Below are 15,892 nucleotides of genomic sequence, written 5' to 3'. Positions count from 1 at the left end.
CTCAGGGTTCCAGGTAGGGGAAGGAGCGCGCCGAGATCGCCTCGCGCGCATCGGACATCGGCGGTACGTCGTCGATGAAGTTGTCCGGATACCAGGCCAGGTGGCGCGCGCCGCGGGCCTGCAGGCGCCTGACCTGGGCCTTCAGCAGATCCGCCGGGATCGGTTCGCCGGTGTTCCAGTCCACCGTCTGCAGTTCGAACACGGTGCGTTCCAGTGCGCGCGGGTGCCGCCGGACCTCGTCCATCAGCCGGTCCAGCCACGCCTGCGGCCGGCTGCTGCCCTCCATCCACGGCATCGCCATCACCGCGGTGTAGTCGTAGGCGGCGTTGAACGCGTCGAGCCGCTGCGCGAACCATGCTTCGCTTTCGGGCTGCAGCACCGGCGCGGCGAACAGGTTGCGTACCGACTGCAGCTTCGGACGCCACTTGCCGGCGGCGTCGCGCAGTTCGAGGGTGAAGTCGATCAGCGCCTGCGTACGCGCGGCCGGATCGGAGGGGGCGGTACCGACCAGCTCGTCGTCGCGCAGCAGCGCATCGTCGTGGAACAGCAGACCCTCGAAGTATCCGCTGGCGGCCAGGTCCTCGTAGATCCCGGAGATGATGCGACGGGTCTCCGGTTGGAAGAGGTCGAGGCGGAACGTCTCGGCCGGATTGCTGCCGTCGATCGCCAGCGACCGACGCAGCGACGCGTCCGGCAGCTCGTAGCCGAGCACCGGCAGCCAAGCGAACACCTGCACGCCGGCGCGGGTGCGCAACTGCCACGCGACCCGGTTGAACAGATCCGCACGCATCGGCAGGTGCCGGTTGGGGAAGTAAAGCGCATCGGCGGACCCGTTTCCGTCGGGGTCGGCGAAGGCCTGCAGGAATACGTGGCTGGGACCGATCTGCTTGACCCGCTCGACCAGCGCGTCGAGGTTGCGCTCCATCTGGGCGGGGTCGGCGTCGTACACGTAATCGAGGTCGACCTGCAACGCACGCATGCCTTCCAGGGATTCGTCGTGACGCAGCTCGTAGGCGAGGTCGTCGATGCCGGGATTGTCGAACAGCAGCAGGCGTGCGAGGCCGTGCAGCCCGTCGCCGTGCATGCCCGGCACGATCGGCTGGTTGCGACCCTCCAGGTCGAAGGTCACCTTCATTCCGAGCGTGTCGGCGATGGCATTGACCTGGCTGTTGTACGCGGCATAGGGCCAGACCATCGCGCGTGGCGCGCGGCCGAGCTCGCGCTCGATCAAACTCGCGCTGGTGGCCAGGTCGTCGCGCACGCGTGCCAGGTACTCGGCCTCGCTCTCGTAGCGCTTCGCTGCCGGATCGTAGATGCGGGTGACGGCGGCCGGGGTCGAATTGCCTTGCGGATTGGAATTCACCCCGTGGTGCATGTCGTGGCTGTGCGAAGCGACCTCGACCAGGCCGCTGGCCTGCATCTCGCGCAGTTGCGTCCAGGTCAGGAAATCGTCGCGCGAGAACATCCGCGGGCCGTAGTCGATCTGGCGCCCCGCCGGCATGTCGACCCAGTCGGTCACCACCGCGACCAGCGCCGGATAGCCATACGCGCGCAGCAGCGGAAAGGCGTGGGTATAGACGCTGCGCAGGCCGTCGTCGAAGGTCAGCAGGACCGCCTTGTCCGGCAGCGGCCGTTCCCCGTTCGCAGCGGCGATCACGTCGGCGAGCGCGACCGGCTGGTAGCCATGGCCGGCCAGCCAGTCCAGGTGTGCGGCGAAGTTCTGGGTGCCGACCGCGTACAGGTCCGGGTCGCCCTTGCGGGCGACGTCGTCGCGGATGTCGTGATAGCTGATCACGAGCAGGTCGCCCCGGCCGGGCTCGCCGGCATCGGCCCGTCCCGGCGCCAGCGCTGCGGCGAGCAGAACGAGAATCGACAGTACGAAGGCAGGAATGCGGTTCATGTCGGTGCGGTCCATGTCATTCCCCCCAGCGGAACGCGAGGTCGAAGCCGAGGTGCTCTTCGCGCACGCCGTCGTAGACCGGCCGCGACCAGTTCACCCCGTACTGCAGCAGGCGCCCGGTACCGAAGCGCCATTCGTGTTCGTAGCGCAGTTGCGGCACCCAGGCGCTGCCATGGCCTTCCTGCCAGTACGGCCCCGCGCTGGCGGTGAAGCGCTGGCGGAAGTGACGGTCGTAATGGCGCCAGGCGATGTGATCCAGCCGGGCGCCGATCCGCAGCGAACGGTCGCGGCGGGGGTTGAAGTAGGGGGCATCGTCGAGGCTGCCGCGGCCGGCATGGCCGCCGGCGAGCCCGTCGAGCAGCAGGTGGGGGCGCGTCAAAAGGCGACGCTCAGCGTCAACAAAGAGCGTCTCCCGCCGGTTGCCGTCCTCGTAGCGGAGCTGCTGCAGTCCGGCATCCACGCGGCCGTGGTCGGAGGGGGCCCAGCTGGCGTGAAGACTCAGCTCATCGGCCGTGATGCCTGAACGGCGCGCCTGCAACGAGCCATCCGGCGTGTTGTGCCGCCATCCGGCGCCGATCCGCCAGGTGTCGCCCAGACGCCAGTCCGCATTCAGGTAGTAGCCGGTGCCCTGGTCCGTCCAGCCGTCGTGCGCCCGGTCGACGCCGGCATTGGCGGTCAGCCGGCCAAAGGCGTGGGACAGGCCAAGGCCACTGCGGTGGTCGTGCACGCGCGCGCCCTGGAAATCGGCCCAGGCGTCGCGGGTTTCGGCGGTGATGCGCCAGCGGTCGTTCAGCAGCGGGCTCTGTACCGCGACCCGGTAACTGCCGTCGCGGTTGCCGAGGGGCGAGGCGCTCCCGCCGCCATCGTCGCCGTCGCTGCGCCCGCTGGTGGCTTCCAGTTGCCACTGCCAGCCCATCCGGTTGTCCCAGTCCCGGGCCATCTGCCGTACCTGGACGTCGCGCGGATGCTCGGCCAGCAGGCGGTCGTGCAGCGGACGTGCCAGATCGACGCGATCCAGATCGAGCAGGCTGCCGATCTGGCCGATCGCGGCGCCGACGTGTTCCGGTTCAAGGGTGGCGGCCATCTGGAAGCGTTCCAGCGCCCGCTCGCTCCAGCCACGCGTGCGGTAGACCTCGCCGACCGCGCTCTGCAGCCCGGCGTTGTTGGGGCCGATCGCGGCCAGGGCCTCCAGGCGTTGCTGCGCACCGGCCGTGTCCTGCCCGTACAGGTGCAACAGCGCGAGGTTGCGGTCGGCATCGAAGTGGCGGGGATTGGCGTGATCCCGACGTGCCCCGGGCGCACGCAGCCACGCCGGTTCGGCGGCCTTGAGCGCCTGCAGGTGGTCATAGGCGGCGTCGAAATCCTCGCTTTCCGAATAGGCGTAGCCCAGCAGCAGGTGGGCGTCCCAGTCTTCCGGCATCTCGTGGCCGACCTGCTGGAACAGCGGGATCGCTTCGGCGGGGTGGCGTTCGGCGAGCAGGGATTCGGCGACCCGCGCCAGCGCATAGGGGGGCAGTTCGACCTGCTCGGCCTGCAGCGTACGGTAGCGGGCGACGACTTCGTCATGGCGCTCGAGACGGTTGAGCAGCACGATTTCGTCGAACCGCGTTCGCAGATCGGAAACGGCCGAAGATGCCCGGCGGTCCTGCAGGGCCTGCTCGGCCAGGGCCAGGTTCTGCGTCCTCGCCTGCTCGGATTCGGCGTACAGACCGCCCCAGGTGACCAGCCGGGCCAGCCGCGCGCCTTCGAGCCGTTCGGCCTCGCTCCTGTCGAACAGTTCCGGGCGGACCCGGTAATGCGCCCACGCCTGGTGGCTGCTGCCGAGATCGAGCAGGGTCAGCACCTGCAACCGGTACAGGGCGGGGTCATCGGGAGCGTCGGCCCGGGCTCGTTCGATCGCGGCCAGTGCGTCGAGCCACCGGTGTTCGCCGCGCAGATGTTCGATCTCGACGATCGCCGTCTCATGGTTTGCTGCGATGCCGACGCCGGGCGTCATGCCCAATGCCAGCGCCAGGGCGACGGCGAGATGCTGCTTCGAATGCATGATCGGTCCGTGATGGAGTGGATATTCGAATGTGAGATTCGTCACAAATTTATGTAAAAGACAAGCAAAATGCGTGCCACGCTGCCGCGGGGCGCGTTCCAGTGGAGGCGGCGCCGAAGCTTTCCCCCACACCCTGCCGCCCGCTCGGAGGCTCCCGCGAGTCGCACGGGCGCTGTTGCAATGGCTCTCCGGCCGCGATCGGTGTCGGGAGGAAACGGCCTCCATGGGACTTCCGCCAACCCGGAAGGCGGCGGAATCCCGACATTCGGGCTGCGCGGGGCGGGAGCGGGGCGACTGTCCATCGAGCCGGCTGGCGGCCGATGAGCCCCATGGGGGAACTGAATGAGCGAGAAATTGTATGTGATGACCATCACATTTATGAATCACCGAAACTCACCTTTTCTCACCTTTCCGACCTGCAGTCGTCCAGCCAGCCGCAAGAAAGCCGGGGCGTGATGCGGATCAGGATGCGCTCCGGGGCACACGGGACCGGCGCTCGGCCGGCCGATGGCGCGGTGCCGGTGGCGTGGACACGGCGACGCGGGAGCGAGCGACGGTTGCGGAGAAATCCTCGGCAGCAAGAATCCGGCCGATCGCGACGCGGTGTTGGAGACGTGCCGGGGTGGACACCGCCTTTGGCGGCCTCCCGGTGCGCGGCCGCGCTCAGGTCAGGGCGCGATAGCGGAAGTCGCTGAACCGGGCGGCACCTTCGCCGGCGCTGTACAGCGCGAGCCGCAGGCTGAGGAAACCGCCGAACACGTTGTGGTGGATGCCGGCGACTTCCATGCGGGCATCCAGCCGGGTCCATGTGCGGCCGCCGTCGGGGGCCAGCACCGGTAGATAGATGAAGTAGCGGTCGCCGTGCCTGCACAGGTCGACCGCCCAGACCGTGCCGACGGGTTCATGCAGCGCCGGGCCGAGCGGTGTCCAGTCGACCAGGTCGGTCGAGTGCCAGATCAGCAGGCCGGGGCAGGCATGAACGACGAGAACGTCATGCAGTGGTCGTCGCCGTCCTTGAGGATGGTGGGATCGGGACGGTCGCCGGCGACGACCGGATTGAGGTAGCTGCCATCGCCGAGGTCCGCCTTGTGCTGGCCCTCGATGCCCGCGGCATGCCGTGGCGGCGGAGTCGCGCATCCGGGAGCCGCGGCGATGCCCCGCGACAGCGGCCAGCGGCCAGTCCCGCGAGTCCGGCCTTGAACAGGGTGCGGCGCGAGGCGCCGGACAGGGAAGTTCCCGTGATGGTGCGGTCAGCGGCGGACCGCGTAGGGGCCGAACGTGTTGCCGATGAAGCCGCCGGCGGTCTCGACGCTCAACAGGCTGGCATCCTGTCCCGTCGCGACCGGCTTCCACTCGCCGGACTCGGGTGCATACTCCGCATCCAGACGCGGACCGTCGATCCGCAGGCGCAGCGACACCGGCATCGCCTCCGTGTCCAGCGGGATGCGCGCGAGGCGATCCCCGTGTGGCGTCCCCTCGCGGCCCGCACGCCGGTAGAGCGACACCGCCAGTCCCTGCGCGTCGCGCTCCACTCCGAGCACGTAGTGGCCGTATTCGTTCTGCACCAGCGCCAGACCGGCGAGTTCGCCGATTGCCGGGTCGAACGAGGCCAGCGTGGTCTCGATCGTCGCCTTGTGGTGCTGCAGGCGGTGGGCGAGGTAGGCCGGTTGTCCGGGTACGCTGCCGAATGCGCCGATCGGCATCGTCGAAGGGGTGAGCGTCAGGCCGGAGGCGCCGGTCGCGTACCACGCCGTCTCCGGCGGGTGCATCGTCATCCACGACGGCGGCAGCGATGGCGCATGGAAGCGCTCGGTCCACGCGATCGGCCCCGTTGTCGGCAGCGGCTGCGGGTTGCGCGGCAGGCCGGGCCGCTGCACGACCGCCGGCACCCGCTCGCCGCGCGGCAGGATCAGCGGCCAGCCATCCTCCCACGTCACCGGCAGCAGGAAGGTCTCGCGGCCCAGGTTGTACTGGTTGCCGCGATACGGGCGCGTGGCCAGGAAGACCGCCCACCAGGTGCCGTCCTTCAGCTGGATGAACTGCGCATGCCCGGTGGACGTCACCGGGTCGGGACGGTTCGGGTCGAGGTCGCGCTGCGTCAGCGACGGATTGCCCGGAAACGGCTGGTATGGGCCGGTGAGCGCGCGGCTGCGCCAGACCATCTGCGCGTGCTGCTCGCCGGTGCCGCCCTCGGCGGCCGTCAGGTAGTACCAGCCATCGTGCCTGAAGATGTGCGGACCTTCGACGTGCTCGGGATTCGTCGCCGGATCGGCACCGCCATCCACCAGCAGGATGCGCTCGCCGACGCGTTCCCGCTTGTCGAAGTCGAACTGCTGCAGCCAGATCGCGCGGTGGCCGTCATAGCGCAGCTCGCCGTCGGGCACGCCGTTGTGCACGATCCACGCGCTGCCGTCGTCGTCGAAGAACAGCGACGGATCGATGCCCGGGATGCCGAGCCAGATCGGGTCCGACCACGGACCGGCCGGGTCCCTGGCGGTGACGACGAAGTTGCCGCGGTCGCAGTAGAAGCAGGTGTTGGCGACGTAGAAGGTGCCGTCGTGATGCGCGAGCGTGGCGGCGAACAGGCCGCGCGTCAGCTCCTCCTTCTGGCCGTAGTCGATCTGTCCCGGGCGATGGATGGCGTTGCCGATCTGCGTCCACGACACCAGGTCGGTGCTGTGGAAGACCGGAAGGCCGGGAAAGTAGCCGAACGTGGACGTGACCAGGTAGAAGTCGTCGCCGACGCGGATCGCGGACGGGTCCGGGTAGAAGCCGGCCACCACGGGATTGCGATACTGGTTGGCCGCGACCGGCGGCCCTCCGTCGTCGCCGCGGTAGCGGACCTCGCGGAACACCGCGTCGCCCGCCCAGGCGGTGCCGATGGTCAGGCCGGCAATCAACGTCAGCACGCATCGCTTCAGCATCAAGTGTCCCTCAGGTGGTGGCGGTGGCCATGGCGCGCCGCATCCACAGCGCATGCAGGCCGCGCGCGGCGAGATCTTCCGGATGGCGTTGCACGCCCACGCCCAGCGACGTCAGCGCGTGCGCGTAGGAGGTCAGCAGGCGGTCATTGCCGATCAGGTGCACCTGCGCGGGACGCGGCGCATGCGAGAGCAGGCCGGAGGCGCGCAGCTCGTGGCCGATCAGCAGACCCGAGAGGTAGGACGGCAACGCAGCTTCCGCGAACTGCTGGAACAAGCCCGCGGCGCGCACACCAAAGAGGTGGTGCAGCAGGCCGCCGGTGTCCGCGCTGCGCTTGATGCCGGCGTCGAACGCGTAGCCGTCGAACCGCGTCTCGCCCGCCGGCATCAACTGGCCGAGGGTGCCGTGCTGACGGAGCAGGGCATACAGCTCGCCGGTCATCGCGGTGGCGATGCGCTGCACCTGCCCGTCGCGCACGGTGACCCACTTGCTGTGGGTACCGGGCAGGCAGACCTGGTGCGCGCCCCCGGGCAGCACGTCGAGCAGGGCCGCCAGTTGCGTCTCTTCGCCGCGCATCACGTCCGGCACGGCATCGGATCCGCTGTCGCGCAGGCCCGGTACCAGCCACAGTGCGCGATCCTCGAAGCCGGGCGGCAGGAAGCGCTGCATGCCCATGGCCAGCGCATGGTTGCCGGCCGGACAGGGCAGGTAGGGCATCTCGTGCCAGCCGCCGCGCCCGCCCACCATGCCGCACAGCAGAACATCGGTGTCGTCCCAGCCGACGATCTCCCGGGCCAGAACCTCGCCGAAACGTCCCGCGCAGGCCATCACACCCTGGTCGCTGCGGCGGCGTTCGCGGACCTGGCCATCGTCGGCCATCCGGTACAGGCGCAGACTGCTGGTACCCCAGTCGACCGCGATCATGGCAGCCGGACCCTGTCTTCCGCGCGGGCGAGCGGGCGCTCGTTGCGATGCGCGAACACACCGCCCGACAGCGGATGCGCGGCCAGTGCATCCGCGTCAAGGCCGACCCTCGCGCTGGTGACGTACAGCGTGTCCTCGCGCAGCGTGCAGCACGAGGGTTGCGGGGCGGGCACCGGCACGATGCGGTCGATGCGACCGTCGGGCAGGTAGCGTACCACCCGGCCTGCGCCCCACTGCGCATTCCACAGCGCGCCCTCGGCGTCCACGATCGATCCGTCGGGTTCCGCGCCGGGAACGTCCAGTTCGACGAACACGCGGATGTCCGACACCGTTGCGGTGACGCTGTCGTAGCGGCACTGCAGGATCCGCGGCGTCACCGAGTCGCAGAAGTACATCCGCGCGCCGGCGGCGTCGAAGCAGATCGAATTGGGAATGGCCGCGTGTGGCAGCGCGAGTTCGCGCAGGCCATGCGCCGCGGTGTACTGGTAGAAGCGGCCGGCGCGACGCAGGTCGCGATGCTCGCTCTTGGTGCCGAAGACGAAGCCACCCTGACGGTCGGCGCGGCCATCGTTGACCCGCGTCAGCGGGACGTCGGTCTCGACGTCCGCCAGTTTCGCCAGCTCCAGCTCGCGCGAAGCCGGTTGCGCCTCGACGTCGCTCGCGTACAGGCCCTTGGCCAGTCCCAGCAGCAGGCGCCCGTCCTCGCCCAGGGCCAGGCAGCCGAGCGGACCGGGCAGGGACCACGTATGCGTGTGTCCGGTGTCGGGATCGTGGCGCCACAGCTCGGCGGCGAGGATGTCGGTCCAGTACAGGACCCGGCGGCGATCGCACCACAGGATGCCTTCGCCCAGCGTGCAGCGGCTGTCGACGGCCAGGGTCGCCATCGTCGCCGTCATGCCCTCACCACTCGGCGACGCTGCCATCGGCGTGTCGCCACAGCGGGTTGCGCCAGCGCGGCGGGTGTCGGCTGGCGGCCAGCAGGCGGTCCTCGTCGATCTCCACGCCCAGCCCCGGCTTCGGCAGCGCGGCGATGCTGCCGGTGTCGTCGCAGCGGAAGTCGTCCTTGTTCAGCACGTAGTCCAGCAGGTCCGCGTCGGAGTTGTAGTGGATGCCGATGCTCTGCTCCTGCAGCATCGCGTTGTGGGAGACGAAATCCACCTGCAGGCACGCGGCCAGCGCCACCGGGCCGAGCGGGCAATGCGGCGCCAGCCCCACGTCGTGCGCTTCGGCCATCGCGGCGATCTTCACGCATTCGGTGATGCCGCCGGCATGCGACAGGTCCGGTTGCAGGATCGCCAGCCCGCCGGCGGCAAGCACCGGCTTGAATTCGGCGCGCGAGTACATGCGCTCGCCGGCGGCCAGCGGGATCGAGGTGGCGTCGGACAGCGGGCGGTAGTACTCCCACTGTTCGGGCAACACCGGCTCCTCGACGAACAGCGGCTTGAACGGCGCGAGCTCGCGCAGCAGCACGCGTGCCATGGGTGCGCTGACACGGCCGTGGAAATCGATGCCGAAGTCCACCCGCTCGCCCATCGCCTCGCGGATCGCCGCGACCTTCGACACCACCGCGTCGATCGCACGCGGGCTGTCGATCAGTTTCAGCTCCTCGGTCCCGTTGAACTTGAAGGTGTCGAAGCCCAGCGCCTGGTAGCGTTGCATCTGCGCCACGATGTCGGCGGGGCGATCGCCGCCAACCCAGCGGTAGGTCTTCATCCGTTCGCGCACCAGCCCGCCCAGCAGCTGGTACACCGGCACGCCGAGCGTCTTGCCCTTGATGTCCCACAGCGCCTGGTCGATGCCGGCGATGGCGCTCATCAGGATCGCGCCGCCGCGGTAGAAGCCGCCGCGGTACAGCACCTGCCACAGGTCGTTGATGCGCGCCGGATCCTGGCCGATCAGATAGTCGCCGAGCTCATGCACGGCCGCTTCCACCGTGCCGGCGCGGCCCTCGATGACGGGCTCGCCCCAGCCGGTCACGCCCTCGTCGGTCTCGATCTTGAGGAACAGCCAGCGCGGTGCTGCGTGGTACGTGCTGAGGCGGACGATCTTCATGCAATGTGGTCCAGATAGGCCTGGCGGAAACGCCGCGCGTGTTCGCGCGTCCGCTCCACGGGCTGGCCGGGCTTGTAGAGCTCGCCGCCGACGCCGGCGCCCTGACAGCCGGCTGAGAGGTAACCGGAGAGGGTGTCGGGCGTGACGCCGCCGACGGCGAACATGGGGACCGGCGGCAGCACACTGCGCAGGGCGCGTACCAGTGCCGGGCCGTAGACGGAAGCGGGGAAGAGCTTGAGCATCTGCGCGCCGGCCTCCAGCGCGTCGAACGCTTCGCTGGCGGTGGCGAAGCCCGCCGCCACCTGCAGCCCTCGATCGACCGCATGGCGGACCAGCGCCGGACGCGTGTTGGGGGTGACGGCCAGCCTGCCTCCGGCGTCGACCAGCGCCTCCACGTGCGCGGTGCTCGTCACCGTGCCGGCGCCGATCGTCGCGTGCGCGCCGTGCTGGCGCACCGCCTCCGACACGCTGCGTTCCCAGTGCGGGGAGTTGGTCGGAATCTCGATGGCATCGAAGCCTTCCTCCACCAGCGCGCCCACGTGCGCCGCCGCGTCCCGTGGCGCGATGCCGCGCAGGATTGCGATCAAGGGCAGGCGGAAAGGCGAGGGGGCGGTCGCGTCCATGCGGCTCAATCGTGGTAGACCTGCGATCGACCGCCATCGATGGCGATGTCGGCGGCGTTGATGAAGCGGGCTTCGTCGCTGGCGAGGAACAATGCGGTGTAGGCCACTTCCTCCGGGGTTCCGATGCGCCGGGGTGGCAGCAGGGCGGTCTGGCGTTCGCGTGCGCCGGGCTCGCGTTCGAACCAGGATTCGATGCGCGGCACCAGGATCAGGCCCGGGGATATCGAGTTCACACGGATGCCGCGCGCGGCGTATTCGATGCCCAGCGCACGGGTCAGGCCGATCAGTCCATGCTTGGCCACCGGGTACGGAAAGCAGCCCGCGATGATCCGGTGCCCGTGCACCGAGGCGATGTTGACGATGGCGCCCGCACCCCGCGCCAGCATCGTCGGCAGCACCGCACGGCACAGGTGCCAGGCGCCTTTCAGGTTCAGCGCAAGGCAGTGCTCCCAGTCTTCGTCCGACAGCGACAGCGGTTCGGAGAACACGTCGGCGCCGGCATTGTTGACGAGCACGTCGACGCGGCCGTGTGCGGCCACCGTTGTCTGCACGGCAGCCTCGACGGCGACGGCGTCGGTGATGTCGGCCAGGCAATGCCCGATGCCATCGTCCGGCGCGGGTACCGGGCGGGTGTCCAGTCCGACGACCGTGGCGCCCTCGCGCGCGAACAGCCGCGCCGTGGCCAGGCCGATCCCGCTGGCGGCGCCGGTGACCAGGGCGATCTTGCCCGACAGGCGGCCGCTCACGGGTTCGGTTTCCCGTACGGCGAGGACGCGGCGATGGCGCCGGCACCTGCTGCGCCGTCGGACTGCGATGTCGCCATGGGCCCTCCTTCCGGCGTTGATCGGATGCGGGAACCGCCCGCGACGGGCCTGCGTCGGCCGTCATGGAGCATCTTCCGGCGGGGTGGTCGGACATGGCCGCCGGTCGGCGCCTGAAGCGTGGCATAGCGTCGCGTGCACATCTATGCACGACAAATGAAATTTTTGTCATAAGCTATTCCTTGCGTGAATAGTTTATGTGCCCGAGGTCTCCCATGATCCAACCCACCACCGGCTGGTTCGGCGCCACGCGCCTGAAGACGCGCCACCTTCACCTGCTGCTGCATCTGTACGAACAGCGTTCGGTCGTGCGGGCCGCGGAGGCCGCCAACATGTCCCAGCCGGCTGCCTCCAAGCTGCTGGCGGAGATGGAAAGCCTGCTGGACGTGCCGTTGTTCGAGCGCCATGCCCGGGGGGTGGAGCCCACCTGGTATGGGCAGGTGCTGATCCGTCGCGCGCGCTCGGCGTTGTCGGAGATCGGGCGCGCCCACGACGAGATCGCCGCGCTGCGCAGCGGACGGATGGGGCAGGCCGCGATCGGTACCGTCGTCAATCCCGGGACGAACCTGGTCCCGCAGGCCATCGCGGCGGTGAAGCGCGACTTCCCCGACATCCTGATCAAGGTCGAGATGGACTACAGCCGCCCGTTGGTGGCCAAGCTGCTGGACGGGCAGCTGGACATCGTGGTCGGCCGCATCATGGACCCGGAAGGCGCGGGCGAACTCGATTTCGAGCCGCTGGCCGACGAACCCCATGCGGTCATCGTGCATGCGGGGCATCCGTTGACCCGGCGGCCGCACATCACCCACGCCGACCTGGCCGACTACGGCTGGATCATGCCGCCGACCGCCAGCGTGCTGCGTTCGCGCCTGGACGCGGTGTTCCTCGAGCACGGGCTGCCGCCTCCGCAGAACATCGTGGAGACGGCTTCGCTGCCGGTGATCATCCATCTGCTGCGGCACAGCGACCTGCTGACCGCGCTGCCGACCGAGTCGGTGGGGCCGTACCTGCAGACGGGCCAGATGTGCGTGCTGCCCCTCGACCTGGGGGTGCGCATGGAGTTCTTCGGCATCGTGCGCCGCCGCGATCAGCTGCTGTCGCCCGGTGCCGAACGGGTGCTGGATGCCTTGCGCACCACCGCACGGCGCCTTTACGCCGAACCGGCGACCTCGCGCGCGGGCATGCCGCCGGTCGCGCGCAACGGAGAAACCGACTGATCGGGGTTGGGGAAAGCATGTATTCGCATTGGGTATAGTTCGCGCCCAATATTTCATTGGTATGGCATGTGTGGGCCGCCTATGCTCGCGCCGCAGTCAAGGGAAGGCGGTCCCAGGGCCGCCGGGTGATCGCCCGGGCCGGCCGGAAGCCTCGACCATCCCGGCATCCCCCCACGGATAGCAACGCAATACCGACGACCGCGGCCCGCAGGCCGTTGGCGCCGGGCGCTTCATCCGGCCATCGGGCGCGCAGATGCCTGCGGCCGGGATCACAACCCGATCGATTGCCATGTGTCCTGGGAGGGAACATCCATGTCAATGCGTCAGCGCCGCTCCGCGGCCTGTCTCCGTGCGGGCCGCTCCGCCGGCCGCCATCCGCAACCCGCCATACTCGCCCTGAGCATCGCACTGCTGTTGTCGATGCCCGCCTACGGGCAGGAAGCCGCGACTTCCGAACAGGACGATGAATCCAAACCCTCCGTGCAGGAAGAGGAGGCCACTGATCTCGATGCCGTGGTCGTCACCGGCATCCGCGCTTCGGTCTACCGGGCCCAGGACATCAAGCGCGACGCCGACACCTTCGTCGATTCGGTTACCGCGGAGGACATCGGCGCATTGCCCGACCGCAGCGTCACCGAGACGCTCTCGCGCATTCCCGGCGTGACCATCGATCGCTTCCTGTCGGTCGGCGATCCGGAACACTTCTCCGCCGAGGGCAGCGGCGTGCAGGTGCGCGGCCTGACCCAGGTACGCTCGGAGCTCAACGGCCGCGACAGCTTTTCCGCGAACGGCGGCCGCGCCATCGGCTTTCAGGACGTGCCGTCCGAGTTGATGGCCGGCGTCGACGTGTACAAGAACCAGAAGGCCGAGATGATCGAGGGAGGCCTGGGCGGCACGGTGGACCTGCGTACCTTCAAACCTCTCGACTTCGACGGCCAGAAGATCGCTTTCAGCCTCAGCGGGAACTACGGCGACTTCACCGAGAAGTGGAAGCCATCGGCCTCCGCGCTCTACAGCAACCGGTGGAATACCGATGCCGGCGATTTCGGCATCCTGGTCGACGTCGCCCATTCGGAGCTGGCCACCCGCACCGACGGCATGTTCGTGCGGCCGTTCTTCGAGACCGCCACCACCGATGTCGACGGCGACGGTGCCAACGACCGTTTGTGGCTGCCTCGCGGCGCCGACTGGCGCACGCTGGAGTACGAGCGCGAGCGCCAGGGCGCCTATATCGCCCTGCAGTGGCGCCCGGTCGACGGCGTCGAGTTGTACGCCACCGGCTTCCAGAGCCGGTACGACGAGCTCTGGTACGAGGACGCGATCTTCGTCGGCAACGATCCCACCGCGGTCGCGATCGACACCAGCCAGCCTTTCGATCTGGACGGCAACGTGTTCCGCTCGGGCCGGCTGGTCCAGTCCGGCGACATCCCGATGGGCACCGACATCCGCGCGTCGCACCGCGAATCCAAGACCACCGATCTCGCGTTTGGTTTGAAGTGGAGGCTCACCGACCGCACCGAGCTGTCCACCGACATGCAGTACATCAAGGCGACCACCGAGGCGCTGGATTCCACAGTGGCCCTGGGCGTCAACGTGCCCTATATCGATGTCGACCTCAGCGGCGGCCAGCCATCCATCGGCGTCGACGAGCAGTTCACCGGGAACCCCGACAACTACTACTGGGGTTTCACCATGGACCATCGCGACGACAACGAGGCCGACCAGCTGGCCTGGCGCGCCGATCTCAGGCACAGCTTCGACAGCGGCTTCTTCCGGGCTGCCAAGTTCGGCGTGCGCCTGACCGACCGCGCCGCGACCAGTGTCGATACCGGCTACGACTGGCAGGCTGTGTTCCAGCCCTGGATGCTGGGGTGGGCGCTGAACGAGTTGCCTTCGCTGGATCTGAACGACCAGGTCAACTCCAGCCTGGTGCACCAGAACACCTTCGAGAACTTCTTCCGTGGCGACGCCAGCACGCCAGGCTCCTTCTTCGCGCCGGTGCTGGGGACGGCGCTCGGTTTTCCAGGCAGCTATCTGGACATCCACGGCGCCGCTACTCCCTACTACGACTGCTGCTTCGGGCAGATCACGCCACGCAACATGCAGGATCCGCAGTGGCGCAACGAGCAGAGCGAAACCACCACTGCCGCCTACGCGATGCTGGATTTCGCCCTGGACAACGTCCTCCTTGACGGCAACGTCGGCGTGCGCGTGGTGCGCACCAAGAATTCCACCAGCGGATTCCTGGTTTTCCCGAACCAAAGCTATGCGCCGTATCTGGGCGCCGGCGAATCGGTGCCGATCACGGCCAACAATTCCTATACCGATGTGCTGCCCAGTCTGAACGTGCGCTGGGAACCGGTCGATAACCTCATCGTGCGCTTCGCCGCTTCCAAGGCCATCGCCCGGCCGGCCTTCAGCGACATGCAGGCCTACCAGACGTTGAATGTCGACCTGAAGGATGGCGTTACGCAGGATCCGAACAACCCCGGCGAGGTGCTGCCGGTCACCGATCTGGATCTCACCAGTACCGCCGACAACCCCTTCCTGGAACCGATGAAGGCCAACCAGTTCGATCTGTCGCTGGAGTGGTACTTCGATCCGGACAGGGGGGGCATGGCCTGGGTCAATTTCTTCCACAAGGACATCAAGGACTATTTCCGCAACCAGGCGCGACTGGAAGCCTATCCGGGTACCGACGGCAACGAATACGAATACCTGGTCACTCGTCCCATCAACACCGGCGAGGCGCGCATTCAGGGTGCGGAGATCGGCTGGACACAGTTCTTCGACTTCCTGCCGGCGCCGTTCGACGGCTTCGGCGTCTCGGCCAACTACACCTATATCGACAGTTCGACCGATGTCCCGGCCGAGGATGATGCGCAGCCGATCGATACCGACGGCTCGACGTTCGGCGATCTGCCGGCCGAGGGCCTGTCCAAGAATTCCTACAACGTGGCCGCCTTCTACGAGAAGGGACCCTGGCAGATCCGCCTGGCCTACAACTGGCGCAGCGAGTACCTGCTGTCGATAGGCCCCAACGGCTACAACGGCACCAACAACAATCTCGATGGCGAAAGCATCGCCTGGAAGTTGCCGGTATACAGCGATGCCTACGGCCAGCTGGACGGTTCGATCTTCTACAGCGTCAATGACAACATCAAGATCGGCCTGGAGATGAACAATCTCAACAACGCCGAGCAACGCACGATCATGGACCAGAACGGCGGAGGCCGTCGCGTCACCTCCTGGTACGTGAACGACACGCGCTACGCCGCGACCGTCCGCGTGACGTTCTGACGGTACCGCTGCGGAACGGCCGGGTTTCCCGGCCGTTCCCGGGAATGTGTGCTTCCTGCCGGCACACCGGCTGTCCCTTCCGACAGGAG

At 68.3% G+C, this 15,892-nt stretch carries 11 protein-coding genes and 1 pseudogene; 2 read left to right on the top strand and 10 right to left on the bottom strand.

Translation table 11 applies throughout. The annotated features are described in order from the left end of the window. Position 1: 1 nt before the first annotated feature. The 10 genes and pseudogenes from pgaB to L3V18_RS03325 all read right to left on the bottom strand — a co-directional run bounded on the left by pgaB (position 2) and on the right by L3V18_RS03325 (position 11,211). A complete protein-coding gene (gene pgaB / locus L3V18_RS03365) occupies positions 2-1,900 on the bottom strand; it encodes a poly-beta-1,6-N-acetyl-D-glucosamine N-deacetylase PgaB (protein WP_237053174.1) in 1,899 nt (632 codons plus the stop codon). A 16-nt stretch (positions 1,901-1,916) separates the two neighbouring features. Then, the gene (gene pgaA / locus L3V18_RS03360; RefSeq protein ID WP_237053173.1) at positions 1,917-3,944 is read right to left on the bottom strand and encodes a poly-beta-1,6 N-acetyl-D-glucosamine export porin PgaA; all 2,028 of its coding nucleotides are present in this window, start codon (positions 3,942-3,944) and stop codon (positions 1,917-1,919) included. A gap of 663 nt (positions 3,945-4,607) precedes the next feature. Beyond that, positions 4,608-4,730: a hypothetical protein gene (locus tag L3V18_RS19210; RefSeq protein WP_255783775.1), complete on the bottom strand. Its 123-nt coding sequence runs from the start codon at positions 4,728-4,730 to the stop codon at positions 4,608-4,610. Positions 4,731-4,757: 27 nt separating this feature from the next. Then, a pseudogene (locus L3V18_RS03355) lies at positions 4,758-5,148 on the bottom strand (family 43 glycosylhydrolase); the annotation flags it as partial. A gap of 46 nt (positions 5,149-5,194) precedes the next feature. Then, positions 5,195-6,868: a glycoside hydrolase family 43 protein gene (locus L3V18_RS03350; RefSeq protein WP_237053172.1), complete on the bottom strand. Its 1,674-nt coding sequence runs from the start codon at positions 6,866-6,868 to the stop codon at positions 5,195-5,197. 10 nt (positions 6,869-6,878) lie between these two features. After that, positions 6,879-7,790, bottom strand: a complete 912-nt coding sequence (locus L3V18_RS03345) for a 2-dehydro-3-deoxygalactonokinase (RefSeq protein WP_237053171.1) — start codon at positions 7,788-7,790, stop codon at positions 6,879-6,881. Next, positions 7,787-8,686, bottom strand: a complete 900-nt coding sequence (locus tag L3V18_RS03340) for an SMP-30/gluconolactonase/LRE family protein (RefSeq protein WP_237053170.1) — start codon at positions 8,684-8,686, stop codon at positions 7,787-7,789. Before L3V18_RS03340 ends, L3V18_RS03345 begins: the two co-directional genes overlap by 4 nt. A gap of 4 nt (positions 8,687-8,690) precedes the next feature. After that, positions 8,691-9,842 carry a galactonate dehydratase gene (gene dgoD, locus L3V18_RS03335; RefSeq protein WP_237053169.1) on the bottom strand — a complete coding sequence of 384 codons (1,152 nt, stop codon included), beginning with the start codon at positions 9,840-9,842 and terminating at the stop codon, positions 8,691-8,693. Beyond that, positions 9,839-10,465, bottom strand: a complete 627-nt coding sequence (locus tag L3V18_RS03330) for a 2-dehydro-3-deoxy-6-phosphogalactonate aldolase (protein WP_237053168.1) — start codon at positions 10,463-10,465, stop codon at positions 9,839-9,841. Before L3V18_RS03330 ends, dgoD begins: the two co-directional genes overlap by 4 nt. A gap of 5 nt (positions 10,466-10,470) precedes the next feature. Then, positions 10,471-11,211 (bottom strand): SDR family oxidoreductase, encoded by a 741-nt coding sequence (locus L3V18_RS03325; RefSeq protein ID WP_237053167.1) that lies wholly within the window; start codon positions 11,209-11,211, stop codon positions 10,471-10,473. 290 nt (positions 11,212-11,501) lie between these two features. Here L3V18_RS03325 and L3V18_RS03320 point away from each other — a divergent pair, with 290 nt between their 5' ends. Together L3V18_RS03320 and L3V18_RS03315 are read left to right on the top strand one after the other, a co-directional pair. Further along, positions 11,502-12,503 carry a LysR substrate-binding domain-containing protein gene (locus L3V18_RS03320; RefSeq protein WP_237053166.1) on the top strand — a complete coding sequence of 334 codons (1,002 nt, stop codon included), beginning with the start codon at positions 11,502-11,504 and terminating at the stop codon, positions 12,501-12,503. A 312-nt stretch (positions 12,504-12,815) separates the two neighbouring features. Continuing rightward, positions 12,816-15,803, top strand: a complete 2,988-nt coding sequence (locus L3V18_RS03315) for a TonB-dependent receptor (protein ID WP_237053165.1) — start codon at positions 12,816-12,818, stop codon at positions 15,801-15,803. The last annotated feature ends 89 nt before the right edge of the window (positions 15,804-15,892 follow it).

The sequence above is a fragment of the Marilutibacter chinensis genome (genome assembly GCF_021725675.1).
Lineage (GTDB): Bacteria > Pseudomonadota > Gammaproteobacteria > Xanthomonadales > Xanthomonadaceae > Marilutibacter > Marilutibacter chinensis.
This window is presented reverse-complemented; position numbering and strand designations above follow the sequence as displayed.